The sequence below is a fragment of the Variovorax sp. RO1 genome, assembly GCF_002849325.1.
Lineage (GTDB): Bacteria > Pseudomonadota > Gammaproteobacteria > Burkholderiales > Burkholderiaceae_C > Variovorax.
In genome coordinates this window covers 157146-169700 of the sequence record NZ_PKMT01000002.1, presented here as the reverse complement: position 1 = coordinate 169700, position 12555 = coordinate 157146, and the positions used below count along the sequence as shown (strand labels likewise).

Annotated in this window: 11 protein-coding genes; 1 reads left to right on the top strand and 10 read right to left on the bottom strand. The window is 70.6% G+C overall.

All coding sequences use genetic code 11. The features are described 5' to 3' along the window. Positions 1-67: 67 nt before the first annotated feature. The 7 genes from CY658_RS11950 to CY658_RS11920 are packed head-to-tail and all read right to left on the bottom strand — an operon-like array spanning position 68 to position 9359. Positions 68-1069, bottom strand: coding sequence for a Bug family tripartite tricarboxylate transporter substrate binding protein (locus tag CY658_RS11950; RefSeq protein ID WP_101490448.1), 1002 nt, complete (start codon positions 1067-1069; stop codon positions 68-70). 25 nt (positions 1070-1094) lie between these two features. After that, on the bottom strand, positions 1095-2372 hold the full coding sequence (locus CY658_RS11945) for an alkyl sulfatase dimerization domain-containing protein (RefSeq protein ID WP_101490447.1): 1278 nt from the start codon (positions 2370-2372) through the stop codon (positions 1095-1097). After that, a complete protein-coding gene (locus tag CY658_RS11940; RefSeq protein WP_101490446.1) occupies positions 2369-3703 on the bottom strand; it encodes a DUF1254 domain-containing protein in 1335 nt (444 codons plus the stop codon). Before CY658_RS11940 ends, CY658_RS11945 begins: the two co-directional genes overlap by 4 nt. 5 nt (positions 3704-3708) lie before the next feature. After that, positions 3709-5097: a DUF1254 domain-containing protein gene (locus CY658_RS11935; protein ID WP_101490445.1), complete on the bottom strand. Its 1389-nt coding sequence runs from the start codon at positions 5095-5097 to the stop codon at positions 3709-3711. Positions 5098-5137: 40 nt separating this feature from the next. Continuing rightward, entirely contained in the window at positions 5138-6139 is a 1002-nt protein-coding gene (locus CY658_RS11930) for a Bug family tripartite tricarboxylate transporter substrate binding protein (protein WP_101490444.1), read from the bottom strand. Positions 6140-6171: 32 nt separating this feature from the next. Next, positions 6172-8283, bottom strand: coding sequence for an acetate--CoA ligase family protein (locus CY658_RS11925; protein ID WP_101490443.1), 2112 nt, complete (start codon positions 8281-8283; stop codon positions 6172-6174). A gap of 14 nt (positions 8284-8297) precedes the next feature. Next, on the bottom strand, positions 8298-9359 hold the full coding sequence (locus CY658_RS11920; RefSeq protein WP_101490442.1) for a porin: 1062 nt from the start codon (positions 9357-9359) through the stop codon (positions 8298-8300). Between the two features lie 268 nt (positions 9360-9627). Here CY658_RS11920 and CY658_RS11915 point away from each other — a divergent pair, with 268 nt between their 5' ends. Next, a complete protein-coding gene (locus CY658_RS11915; RefSeq protein ID WP_257884851.1) occupies positions 9628-10266 on the top strand; it encodes a Crp/Fnr family transcriptional regulator in 639 nt (212 codons plus the stop codon). Between the two features lie 16 nt (positions 10267-10282). Here the strand turns inward: CY658_RS11915 and CY658_RS11910 are convergent, their stop codons facing one another. The 3 genes from CY658_RS11910 to CY658_RS11900 are packed head-to-tail and all read right to left on the bottom strand — an operon-like array spanning position 10283 to position 12512. Then, on the bottom strand, positions 10283-10906 hold the full coding sequence (locus CY658_RS11910; protein ID WP_374221103.1) for a YdeI/OmpD-associated family protein: 624 nt from the start codon (positions 10904-10906) through the stop codon (positions 10283-10285). Beyond that, positions 10894-11850 (bottom strand): phosphatidate cytidylyltransferase, encoded by a 957-nt coding sequence (locus CY658_RS11905; RefSeq protein ID WP_099793091.1) that lies wholly within the window; start codon positions 11848-11850, stop codon positions 10894-10896. Before CY658_RS11905 ends, CY658_RS11910 begins: the two co-directional genes overlap by 13 nt. Beyond that, positions 11847-12512, bottom strand: coding sequence for a lysophospholipid acyltransferase family protein (locus tag CY658_RS11900; RefSeq protein ID WP_101491258.1), 666 nt, complete (start codon positions 12510-12512; stop codon positions 11847-11849). Before CY658_RS11900 ends, CY658_RS11905 begins: the two co-directional genes overlap by 4 nt. Positions 12513-12555: the final 43 nt, after the last annotated feature.

Below are 12555 nucleotides of genomic sequence, written 5' to 3'. Positions count from 1 at the left end.
GCGCAGTGTGTGGGAAGCGCCGCCGGCCGACCACGTTGCTAACCCTTGGTCAGGCCGGCGCGGGCGGTCATTCGAGCGTCAGGCCGATGTCCTTCACCAGCGCGCCCCAGTCCCGCAGGTCGTTCCGGATGGTGGTGGCGAACTGCTCGGGCGTGTTCTGCGGCAGGTCGTTGAAGTTCAGCTCGTACATGCGGCGCACCACCGCCGGGTCGCGCAGCACCTGGTTCACGGCCTCGTTGAGCTTCTTCACGATGGCCGGCGGCGTCTTGGCTGGCGCCATCAGGCCGTACCAGGCGTAGGTGGTGAAGGGGTAGCCGCTCTCGGTCATGGTCGGCACGTCGGGCAGCATGGGGATGCGCGACGGGCCGCTGTTGGCCAGCGCCCGGATGCGGCCGGCACGCACGATCTCCACGGTCGAGGAGATGTCGGCAAAGGCCGCATCGACCTGGCCGCCCACCAGGTCCTGCACGCAGGGGCCGCTGCCCTTGTAGGGCACGTGCGTCATCACGAGGCCGGCCTGCTTCTTGAGGCTTTCCATCGCCAGGTGGCCGCCCGAGCCGTTGCCCCACGAGCAGTAGCTGAGCTTGTCGGGGCGCGCCTTGGCGTAGGCGACGAACTCCTGGATCGTCTTCACCGGCAGGTCCTTGCGCACCACCAGCAGGTTGCCGCCGCGCCCGACCTGCGCGATCGGCACGAAGTCTTTCAGCGGGTCGTAGGGCAGCTTCTTGTAGAGGCTGGGGTTCACCACCATCGTTGCGGCGTAGGTGAACAGCAGCCGGTAGCCGTCGGGCGTGGAACGCGCCACCACCTCGCTGCCGAGGATGCCGTTGGCGCCCGGGCGGTTGTCGACCACGAAGGGCTGCTTGAGGATCTTGCCGAGGCCGTCGCCGATGATCCGCGCCATGGTGTCGGTGCCGCCGGCCGGCGCGGTGGGCACCACCAGCGTCACGGGCTTGTCGGGGTAGTTGTTGTCGCCCTGCGCATGGCTGGCAACGGCCAGCGCGGCCAGGGAACAGGCGACCAGCGTGCGCAGGCCGAAGCGGAAGTGTTGTTGTGTGGTTGTCGTCATGGTCCGTGTCTCCGATGGAAAGGCCTCAGCGGATGCCGAAGCGCGCCTGCGTGCCCTGTTCGATCATGTCCGCGCCCACGCGGTACAGGTTGCGCGAGACGTAACTGGGCACTTCGCGCGCCCGCTCGCGCAGCCATTCGGCCTTGAGCGAACGCGCCTCGGCGATCTCCAGCGCGTCGCCCTCGGCGGTGGCCAGCAGGTCGATCACGTGCAGCGCGAGCTGCCACTGCTTGCTTGCCGCCAGCGCGCGCGCCTGCGTGATCACGCTGCGCTTGTCGGTGATGGCGTCGGCCACCGCGCGGCCGATGGCCTCGGGCGCCGCCGGATGCAGCGAGGTCGGGTTGCGGTCCCACCAGCCGTTTTCCGAGCGGTAGATGTCGCGCACGATGTAGCCGGGGTCGCCGTAGGTGGGCTTCATCCAGTCGACCGCGAACAGCTCGTCGGGAAAGCGGATGCGCGCCAGGATGTCGCGCTCGTTGAGCCCCTCGTTCATGAGCCGCACCACCTCGGCGCGCAGCCAGCGCAGCGCGCGGGCCGTGTGCCCGAGCACGTGCTGCACCTGGTCTTCGCCTTCGAGCGTGGCGCCGAATTCGCGCACCGCCTTGCGCGGGTTCAATGCTGCCAGCGCCTCCAGCGTGTCGGCCCAGCGCACCGTGTCGCGCATCGTGCGAAAGGGCGTGCCGATGTTGGGAATGGAGTCGATCAGCGCCGCGCCGCCGTACAGCACGCGCTGCGCCGGGCTCCACAGCGCGATCGCGTCGTCGGTTTCCGAGGGCGCCCAGCGCAACTCGATGCAGCGCTCGCCGCTGCCGATCTGCAGCACGTCGTCGAAGGTCTCGGTGGGCGGGTGCGTCACGAGCCGGTGGTCGAAGAAGCCCGGCGGGCGGTTGAACTGGATCTCGGCCATGCGGTGCTGCAGGGCCATCGTCTCGCCGTAGCGCGCGAGGCGGCGCGGCACGTGGCGGTGCGCAATGATCCGCGGCGGCGCATCGCCGCGCGCGGCCGCATGGGCCAGCCACATCGGCACGCCGGCGTTGTAGCCGATGTGGCCGTGGCTGAAGCACAGCGCATGCACCGGCGCATCGCTGAGCTGGCGCAGCGCATCGATCATGCCCTGCGTCACCGAGCCGCCCGGGCCGGCATCGACCACGACCAGGCCCACGTCGGTCTCGGCCACGAACGATTGGCCCTGTCCGCGCAGGATGTGCAGGCCCGGCGCCACGGTCTCGGTGCCGGTGCCGACGATGAGGAACGGCTTTTCTTTTTCTTCTGCTGCTTGGGGTTTTTCAACGGTGGCGGTCATGCGGAATCCTTGGTGACGGTGAGGGGCGGCAGCGCGTAGCGGCCGTCGAGCAGTTCGGCGCGCGGCACATAGGCGCGCAGGCAGAGGTAGAAGCTGCCTTCGGGCGCCGGCAGCCAGTTGGCGAGTGCGGCCTCACCCTCGGGACGCGCGTGCTGGATGTGCAGCGTGAGCCCGCCGTCCGCATCGCGCCGCAGCCCCGGCGTGCGGTCGCCGATGGCGTAGCGGTCGATCGGGTTGTCGACCAGCATGTAGTCGCGCGTGTCGTACATCGTGAGCGACCAGAAGGCGTCGACCGGCGGCAGCGCGTCGGGCGCGAAGCGCAGCGTGTAGCGGCGCTGGCCGGTGAGGGCCTCGCCTGCGGCGTCGTGCCAGGCCATGGGGTAGGTGGCCTCGCGGCTTTCGAGCATGCCGATGTACTTGAGCGCGACCAGCGCGCGCGCCAGGTGGTCGTCGCCGAAAGAGCCTTCGACCAGCGGCATCTGCACCCAGCCCGAGGCCGTGGTGCGGCCCGATTGCGCCTCGCGCAGCCGCGGCAGCACGGTGTCGAGCGCGGCCTGCAGGGCGGCGCGCTGGCCGTCGTCGAGCGCGCCCGCGCCGGGCCCGATCCCGAGCGCGGCATAGCGCGCGAGCCGCGCCGCATCACCGGCCGGCGGTGCGTTGTCGCGCAGCGCCGCGTTCACCTGCGCAGCGAAGTGCTCGGCCGTGAGCGGTGCCTTCGGGTCGCAGGCCGGATCGAAGGCGCGCGGCGCCGAGGCGCGGCCGGCCTGCCAGTCGGCCAGCGGGCGCACGAGAAAGTCGTCTTGCAGCGCGTTGACCGCGGGCACGTCCTGCGGGCCGTCGACCAGCAGGCGCCCGATGATCCACTGCCAGCGCGTGGGCGCTTCGATGTGCGCGCCCGGCGCGTCGAAGGCGGCGGGCAGCGTGCCGCGCCATCCCGGTGGCGTGATCACGAAGGAGCGCGCCGCCGTGCCGGTGAGGCGCTGCCCGAGGTGGGCGAAGGGGTTGGTGAAGAAGTCGAGCAGGCCCAGCACGTAGTAGCGCCCGGCGGTGTCGGGCACGTCGATCACCAGTGGGCCGTCGCCCAGGTCGAGCCAGGCGTTGGTGTAGAGCGTGTCGTTGTTCGGCGTGACGACGCGACTCTTGCCCGCGCGCAGCAGCTGGCGCGCGTGCGTGAACACGTTGCACCAGCGCAGCGGCCGCGGCGCCTCGCCGGCGGCGTCGGTGCGCTGCGGCGAGGTGGCCGCGCGCATGCGGCACATCTCGTAGAGCGGGTAGGCGTAGACCACGGCCTCTTCGGCCACGGCGTGCAGGGTGTCGGTGTGCGGCTGCATCGCGCTCAGTCCTGCTGTGCCTGCAGCGCGGGGATGCGCCAGCTCTGCACGCCCTCGCGCGGGTAGTACATGCGCAGGATCAGGTAGAAGCGCCCGGCCGGTGCGGGCAGCCAGTTGGCGGCATCGGCGGGGCGCGCGTGGCTCACCACCAACTCCAGGCTGCCGTCGGCGTTGCGCTTCAGGCCGGGCGTGCGGTCGCCGATCGCATGGCGGCGGATCTCGTTGGGGTAGAGAAAACGGTCGGTGTCGTACAGCGTGACCGACCAGAAGGCGTCCGCGGGCGGCAGGTCGCCGGCCTCGAAGCGCATCGCATAGCGGTGCTGGCCGTCCAGCGGCTCCTGCTTGGCATCGTGGTGCGCGGCGGCGTACACCGCCTCGCTGGTGGCCAGCGCGCCCAGGCCCAGGTAGGCGGTGCGCGCGCGGCCGAGGAACTCGTTGCCGTAGCGGCCGGTGGCCGGCGTCATCGACCAGGGCTTGGGCCGGCGGTTGCGACCCACCGCGCCGACCAGCTGCACGCCCTCGGCGAAGCCTTCGATGAGGCCTTCGCGCAGCGGTGCTTCGAGCGCGTCCCACGAGAACGCGGCGTTCGCCAGCAGCCCGCCCTGGCCGAACCACGCGACGAGGCCGCGGTCTTCCACGCGGCCCGGCGCCTCGGCCAGCGCGTGGCACACGTTGGTGAAGAAGCGCGGCGCCACTTCGGCGGCCGGCTCGCCGTGTTCGAAGGCGGCGGCCATGGCGTCCTCGTGCGGGCCGGCCCATTGCTCGATGGCCGCCGGGCGGCCCTGCAGCACGGTGCCGGGCGCGGGCGCAAGAAGGATCTCCGACTGCAGCGCGCGCGCGGCCGGCCAGTCGCTTTCATCACCCACCAGGATGCGGCCGATGAGCCAGACCAGGTTGGTCGGGCAGCGCACCACGCGGTGGGCGGCGAGCGATTCAGGCACGGTGCCGCCGGGACCGACGAGTACCACGGTCTCGCCGTCGGGGTTGCAGTTGCGCGGGCCCAGGTTCTCGAAGTTCTCGGTGTAGGCGTCGTACAGCGGCAGCACGAAGTAGCGCCCCGGATGGCGCGACGACGCCGGCACCGTGAGCAGCATCGGCCCGTCGGCCAGGTGCAGCCAGGCCATCGTGTAGAGCAGGTCGTTGGCGGGCGTGACCACGTCGCGGTCCTGGTCGGTGGAGGGGCGCGGCGCGTGGTGCAGCGTGTTCATCGGCGCGCGCACGTCGGAGCCGGCCGAGGCGCCGCTGCGGCGTTCGGCGCGCGGCGCGGTCTGCATGGCGCAGGTGCGGTGGGTCTCGGTGAGCGGATAGCCGTAGACGAAGGCGGCCAGGCCGATGGAGCGGGCGAGCGCCTTGCGGGCCACGGCGATGTCGGGAGCGGAGACGGGAGCGTTCATGGGAAAGACCTCGGGACTGGGGTTCGAAAGGGAGATGGGGTTAGTCGAGCTTCACGCCCGTGGCCTGCGTGAGCTTCAGCGTCACGGGCAGGAAGGCCTTGTAGGCCGCGGTGGCTTCGGGCGGCAGGTTGCCCACGGGCTCGGCGCCGAGTTCCTCGATGCGCCGGCTCACCTCGGGCTGGCGCACCACCGCGCTGACCTCGCGGCCCAGGCGCTCGATGACGGCGTCGGGCGTCTTGGCCGGCGCCATCAGCGAGGTCGGGCCGGTCATGGCGTAGACCTCGTCGGGGTAGCCCTGCTCGGCGAAGGTCGGCACGTCGGGCAGCGCGCGGGCGCGCCGGGTGCCGGCCACGGCCAGCGGGCGCAGCTTGCCGGCCTTGATGTACGGCTGCAGCGTGGTGATGGAGCCGACGGTCATCTGGATCACGCCGCCGATCAGGTCGATCGCCATCGGGCTCTCGCCCTTGTAGGGCACATGCATGGTCTGCAGGCCGTAGGCCTTGTCCATGTACACCTGCACCTGGTGCGGCTGCGTGCCGGGGCCCCACGAGCCCATCGAATATTTGCCGGGCGTGGCCTTCACGGTGGCGATCAGGCTCTTGAAGTCGGTGGCCTGAACGGAGGGGTGCACCGCCAGCACGGTGCGCGTGGTGGCAATGTCCGACACCATGCGCAAGTCAGTGCGCGGGTCGTAGGGCAGCTTGCTGTAGAGCACCAGGTTTGCGGTGACGGGCCCCGGCACCGTGAGCAGCAGCGTGTAGCCGTCGGGCGGGCTCTTGGCGACGTAGTCGGTGCCGATGATCCCGCCCGCGCCGCTGCGGTTCTCGACCACCACCGGCTGGCCGAGCCGCTTCGACAGGCCTTCGGCCACGAGCCGCGCGAGGATGTCGGTCGAGCCGCCCGCCTGGTACTGCACGATGATGCGCACGGGCTTGGAGGGGAAGGGCGCCTCCGTGGCGGCCGCCGCCGCGCCTGCCGCGAGCGCCAGCGCCGCGCTCAGGCCGAGTGCGCGCGAAAGGCCGTTCTTCGATGTCGTCGTCATGCGATGTCTCCGGTGGTTGTTGTGGTGGTTCGTCAGGGCGCGCGGCCGACGACCAGCGCGTCGACCGCCATGCAGCCGCCCTCGGCCTGCGGGCGTGCGATCAGCGGGTTGATCTCGGCGCTGTCGAGCGAGTCGCCCGCGCGCTGTGCAAAGTCGGCGAGCGCGCACAGCGCGTCGGCGATCGAATCGAGGTCCGCCGGTGGCCGGCCGCGCGCGCCGTTCAGGATCGCGAAGGCGCGCAGCTCGCGCACCATCGCCAGTGCGTCGTCGCGCGTGATCGGCAATGCGCGCAGCGACACGTCGCGCAGCGTCTCGACGTGGATGCCGCCCAGGCCGAACATCAGCACCGGCCCGAACACCGGGTCGCGGTGCACGCCGGCGATGCATTCGACGCCGCCGGTCAGCATGCGCGCCACCAGCGCGCCGTCGAGCCGCGCCTCGGGCCGCGCCGTGAGCGCGTGGTCGCGCGTGCGCTCGAAGGCTGCGCGCGCCTGCGCCGCACCGCGCAGCCCGAGCGCCACGCCGCCGACGTCCGACTTGTGCGGAATGTCGGCGCTGACGATCTTCACCACCACCGCATCACCGAGTGCCTCGGCGGCGGCAGCGGCTTCTTCGGCGCTTTGCACCACGCGGTGCGCGACCACGGGCACGCCGGCGTCGGCGAGCAGCGCGAGCGCGTCGGGCTCGGACATCGTGCCGGGCGCGAGCGTCAATGACGCCTTGATGGATGCGGGCGCCGCAGCCACCGCCGCCGCAGGCTTCAGCCCCGCCAGCGCAGCGATCGTGCGGATGCCGTCCGACGGATCGGCGAACACCAGGCAGCGCATCGCCTCGAGCTCGGCGCGGCGCTCCGGCGAGAGCAGCGTGCTCACCGCCAGCAGCGTGTCGGGATAAGCCTCGCGCAGCGAGGTCACCAGCGAGCGCAGCACCGGCCAGAACGCGTCCGACGCACCGGCGGCGGCGAGAAAGCCCATCCACGAGGCGAAGCCGCGGTCGTCCAGCATCACGCGCGCCGTGCGCTCGATGAGCGTCATGTCGTTGGTCACCTGCCCCGTGATGTCGACCGGGTTGCGCGGCGCCGCGAAGGGCACCCAGCTGCGCAGCGTGTCCTGCGCGGCATCGCTCAGCGGCTGGGCATCGAGGCCTTGCGCCGAAGCCTCGTCGGCCATCAGCGCGCCGACGCCGCCCGAGAGCGTGAACAGGCCGATCGAGCGGTCGCGCGGGCGGCCCGCCACGGCCGCGCTGTGCGCCAGGTCGAAGAACTCCGTGAGGTTGCGCGCGCGCAGCACGCCGTACTGGCGGAACACGGCGTCGTACACCGCGTCGTCGCCCGCCAGCGCGGCGGTGTGCGAGGCGGCGGCCTCGGCGCCGAGTGCGGTGCGCCCGACCTTGACCATCACCACCGGCTTGCCGTTGGCCTGCGCCAGGGCCAGCGCCGCACGCAGGCGGGGGCCGTCGCGGCAGCCTTCCATGTAGGCCATGATCACGTCGGTGTCGGGGTCCTGTGCGAGCCAGGCCAGGCAGTCGGCGACCTGCACGTCGGCCTCGTTGCCGGTGGTGGCCCACAGCGACAGCCCGACGCCGCGCGCCCGCGCCATCGCGTAGGCATAAGCACCGAACGCGCCCGACTGGCTCACGAGCCCGATGCGCCCCGGCATCACGCGGCCCACGCCGGGCGCCGGCGAGAAGGTCGCGTACACATGGCGCGCCACGTTCATGAAGCCCAGGCAGTTGGGGCCGACCAGCCGCACGCCGGCGGCACGCGCCTTGTCGCCGAGCCGCGCCTGCGCCGCGGCGCCCTCGGCGCCCACTTCGGCGAAGCCCGAAGAGAACAGCACCACGCCTTTCACGCCCGCCGCGATGGCGTCGTCGAGCGCACCGTCGACCAGCGCCGACGGCACCGCGAGGATCGCCAGGTCCACCGGCTGGCCGATGGCGCGCAGGCTCGGGAAGGCCGGCAGGTCCTGGATGCGGTCGGCGTTCGGGTTGACCGGGTAGAGCGCGCCCTCGAAGCCGAAGCGGCGCTGGTAGTCGACGGGGATGCCGCCGATCTTCTGCGCGTTGGACGAGGCGCCGACCACCGCGATGGAACGCGGCGTGAACAGGGCCGACAAAGACTCGGCTTGTGAAGAGAAGAAATCCATGGGCATGTCGAAGGTCAGAAGTTGTGGCGGATGCCGGTGGCGAGCACGCGCACGTCGTTGCCGCTGTTGGCGATCACCGGAATGGTCCCGAGCGAGGCCGAGGCGCCGTGCCGGTTCAGCAGGCGCAGCCAGCGCGCATAGACCACGGTGCGCTTGCTCAGGTAGTAGTCGTAGCCCAGCGTCCACGCCAGCTGCGAGCGTTCGCTCTCGGCCACCTTGCGCTGCGTGGCGCCGAAGATGAGGTTCGAGGCCGGCGTCACGTTGTAGGTGACGCCCAGGTTCACGAGCTTCGCGGTCGGCACGTTCGGCAGGCTCGACGCGTTGCGCACGTAGCTGGCGTACAGCTGCAGGCCGATCGACGGCAGCTCGTACGAGCCGGTCAACGCCTGGTAGGTCGTGGTGGCGGGCGAGGCCACGGGCGCCGCCGCCGAGCCCGAGCGTGCGCGCTGGAAGGCGTAGGCGATGTAGTAGGGCTTGCGCGTCCAGCCGATGTTGCCGCCGTAGACGTTGCCGCTCTGGTGGCTCGGCGCGCTCGATTCGCCGGGTGCGTAGGCCAGGTCGGCAAAGAACTCCATGCTCGCCGGCGTGCGGTAGCGCACCATGTTGCTGGCGCGCGCCGCGAAGGGCGTCATGCCCGGTTGCGCGTCGGTGGCGGCCACGAGGTTGATGGGCGAGAACACCGAGTTCAGGCCGTAGGGGTCGGCCTTGAACAGCGCGTAGAACATCGGGGTGTACATGCGGCCCGCGTCGATCTGCCCCCACGGCGCCGAGAATCCGACGAAGGACTGCCGGCTGAACGACATCGCCGGGCCGGGCAGCGTGCCGTTGCCGGTGTCGGGCGCAAAGCCGCTCTCCAGCGTGAAGTGCGCGCCCAGGCCGCCGCCCAGGTCTTCGGTGCCGCGAAAGCCCAGGCGCGAGGCGGTCTGGCCGCCGTCCTCGAGCCGCGTCGAGGAGGCCGGGCCCGACTTGGCGTGCGCCACGTACAGGTCGACCGTGCCGTAGACGGTGACGGTGCTCTGCGCGAACGCAAGGGTGGAGGCCGCGAGCGCGAGGCCCGCGGTGGCTGTCTTCTTCATTGGGTGTTGTCTCCGGGTGTGGCGTGCCGCCTGCGGGAGCAGGGCGGTGCCGCTTGTGTGCTTGTCGATGTCCGGGGCTTACGATAGAAATGAAGACCCGCCGAATCTGTCAACGCTTTGACAGATTCGTGAACATCAAGGCAGGGAGAACCCGCTGGCCCGATCGACTGTTTCCACCCCCAAAGACGCGCTGAACGCCGAAGAGAGCGCCGACCTGCTCGAGCGCGCGCTGCGCTGGAACGAGATCTTTTCGCACTGGCCCGACGCGTTGCGCGCCGAACTCATGAAGTCGGCGCGCCTGGTGCGCTACCGCCGTCGCACGCAGGTGCTGGCGAGCGACCGCCGCAAGCGCGAGCTGCTGGCGGTGGTGTCAGGCTGCCTCGAAATCAGCAACATGAACCCGCAGGGGCGCAAGTACGTCAACGCGCTGCTCGGCCCCGGCCAGGTGGCGCCGCTGGTGCGCCTGCTGGCCGACGTGCCGCTGCCCTACGACTACCACGCGCACGAAGATTCGGTGATCGTCCACTTGCCCAGCGATGCCGTGATCGCGCTGCTCGACGCCGAGCCCGTGCTGTGGCGCGACGTGGCCAAGCTGGCCCTGCAGCGCCAGCGGCTGAGCGTGATGCTGCTGCAGAGCCAGATGCTGAACTCCGTGCGTGCGCGGGTGGCCGCCACGCTGACGAGCGTGATCCACTTCTACGGCATGCAGGTGAAGGCGGCGGCGAGCCTGCCCGTGCGCCTGTCGCAGTACGACCTCGCGGCGATGCTCGGGCTGTCGCGCCAGACCATCAACAAGGAGCTGGGCCGGCTGGTCGCCGAAGGCGTGATCGACATGAGCTACAAGCGCATCCGCATCGTGGACCCCGACAAGCTCACGCTCATCGCGACCGGCGCCGAGCCGCAATGAGAGGCGTTGCGTCAGCTCAGGGGTGGATCTTCTCGCCCTTGGCGAGCATCTCGACGAACTGCGCGATGCGTCGGGCGCGCGTCTCGGGCTTCTTCGCACCCTGCGTGCGGAACAGCACCGCATAGCGGTTGCGCGCGTCGAGCGTGGCGAAGAAGGCCTTGGCGGTGCGGTTGGCGTCGAGCGCGGCCTGCAGGTCGGGCGGCACGGTCGCCACGCTCGCGGCGTCGTAGGCCGCGTCCCAGCGGCCGTCGGCGCGGGCACGTTCCACCTCGGCCAGGCCGCCGGGCTGCATGCGGCCGTCGTCGATGAGCTTCAGTACCTTGTCGCGGTTGATCTTCGACCAGATGCTGCGCGCGGTGCGCGGCGTGAAACGCTGCAAAAAGAACTGCGCATCCTGGCTCTTGCGCTGGCCATCGATCCAGCCGAAGCACAGCGCGATCTCCAGCGCCTCGGGGTGGTCGACGGAGGCGATGCCGCTGGCTTTCTTCGCGATGCGCAGCCAGACGCCGGCGTGCGTGGCATGGTGCTTCTGGTACCAACGCAGCAGTGCCGCAGCGTCGGCACAATCCAACGGCGTGTCGTCGACGATGCGGTCCACCTTGACCGCGGTCTTCTTCGCCGCCGGGCTCACGGCACCCACCAGTAGCGCAGCGCGTGGAAGTAGATCGGCGCCGCGAAGATCACCGAGTCGAGCCGGTCGAGCATGCCGCCGTGGCCTTCGATCATGGAGCCCCAGTCTTTCACGCCGCGGTCGCGCTTGATGGCCGACATCACGAGCCCCCCGAAGAAGCCCAGCAGGCAGATCATGAAGGCCATGAGCGCCGCTTGCCACGGGTTGAAGGGCGTGGCCCAGTACAGCGCCGCGCCCATGGCGGTGGCGCTGGCCACGCCGCCGATCAGGCCTTCCCAGGTCTTCGAAGGCGACAGCTCGGGTGCCACCTTGCGCTTGCCGAAGAGCTTGCCCCACACGTACTGCAGCACGTCGCTGCCCTGCACCACGATGACGAGGAAGGCGATCAGCAGCAGGTTGCGGCCTTCGAAGCCCGGGATCTGCAGCGTGAGCAGCGCCGGCACGTGGCTGATGCAGAACACGCACACCATCAGGCCCCACTGGATCTTCGAGGTGCGCTCCAGAAAGCGCTGTGTGTCGCCACCCACGGCCGCCAGGATGGGCAGCAGCAGGAAGGCGTAGACCGGGATGTAGATCGAGTACAGCCCGTACCAGTCGATCCAGATCAGGAAGTACTGGCCCGGCAGCGCGACGAAGAAGGCCAGCGCGATCGCGCCGTGGTCGCCGCGCCGCGTGTAGGCCAGGCTGATGAACTCGCGCAGCGCATAGAACGAGATCAGGTAGAACAGCACGATCACGCCGCCCTTGCCGAAGGCAAAGGCCAGGCCGATCACCGCCACCATCACCCACCACGCATTGACGCGCGAGTTGAGGTTGTCGATCACCGAGTGCGGCTGGCCGTGCGCCACGCGCCACTTGAGCAGCGCACCGATCGAAGAGGCGAGCACGAGCACGCCGAAGACGCCGCCGAAGAGCTTGAAGGTGGTCCAGGCGAAGGGAGAGAGTTCGATCACGAGGCGGTCCCTCCGTTTTGTTCGATGCGGTCGTACTCGGGGCGCAGGTCGAGCATGGCGGTGCGCGCGCGGGCGAGGAAGGCGACCTTGTCTTCGCCTTCCTCGAGCCGGATGGGCGCGCCGAAGCGCACCGTGCAGGCCAGCGGAATCGGCACCAGCGTGCCCTTGGGCAGCACGCGCTTCAGGTTCTCGATCCACACCGGCACCAGCCGCACGGTGGGGCAGGCGCGCGCCAGGTGGAAGAGACCGCTCTTGAGCGGCAGCAGGATGTCGTCGCCCGTGTTGCGCGTGCCCTCGGGGAACATGATGAGCGAGTCGCCGCCTTCCAGCGCCTCCTTCATCTGGTCGACCGGGTTGCCGCCCTGGCCCGAGCCGTCGCGGCGGATCATGAGCGCGTTGAACACGTCCTTGCCGATGAAGTTGCGCAGCTTCGAGGCCTCCCAGTAGTCCTGTCCGGCCACGGGTCGCGTGAGCGCGCGCAGGTCGGAGGGCAGCGTGGCCCACAGCAGCACGAAGTCGCCGTGGCTCGTGTGGTTGGCGAAGTACAGCGTCTGCTCGGCCTTGGGCGTGGTGCCCGACCAGATCGCGCGCACGCCCGTCAGCAGGCCGGCCGCGCCGATGATCAGCTGGCCCGCCACCACGGCGAGCCCGCGGCGCACGATGGCACCGGGCCGGGCGCTGTCGTCGCTGCTGCTGTCGTTCTTG

Bases quoted from the DNA above. Each gene is read 5' to 3' on its own strand.
- CY658_RS11920 (WP_101490442.1), bottom strand. From the start codon at position 9,359: ATGAAGAAGACAGCCACCGCGGGCCTCGCGCTCGCGGCCTCCACCCTT.
- CY658_RS11950 (WP_101490448.1), bottom strand. From the start codon at position 1,069: ATGACGACAACCACACAACAACACTTCCGCTTCGGCCTGCGCACGCTG.
- CY658_RS11945 (WP_101490447.1), bottom strand. From the start codon at position 2,372: ATGACCGCCACCGTTGAAAAACCCCAAGCAGCAGAAGAAAAAGAAAAG.
- CY658_RS11935 (WP_101490445.1), bottom strand. From the start codon at position 5,097: ATGAACGCTCCCGTCTCCGCTCCCGACATCGCCGTGGCCCGCAAGGCG.
- CY658_RS11925 (WP_101490443.1), bottom strand. From the start codon at position 8,283: ATGGATTTCTTCTCTTCACAAGCCGAGTCTTTGTCGGCCCTGTTCACG.
- CY658_RS11940 (WP_101490446.1), bottom strand. From the start codon at position 3,703: ATGCAGCCGCACACCGACACCCTGCACGCCGTGGCCGAAGAGGCCGTG.
- CY658_RS11930 (WP_101490444.1), bottom strand. From the start codon at position 6,139: ATGACGACGACATCGAAGAACGGCCTTTCGCGCGCACTCGGCCTGAGC.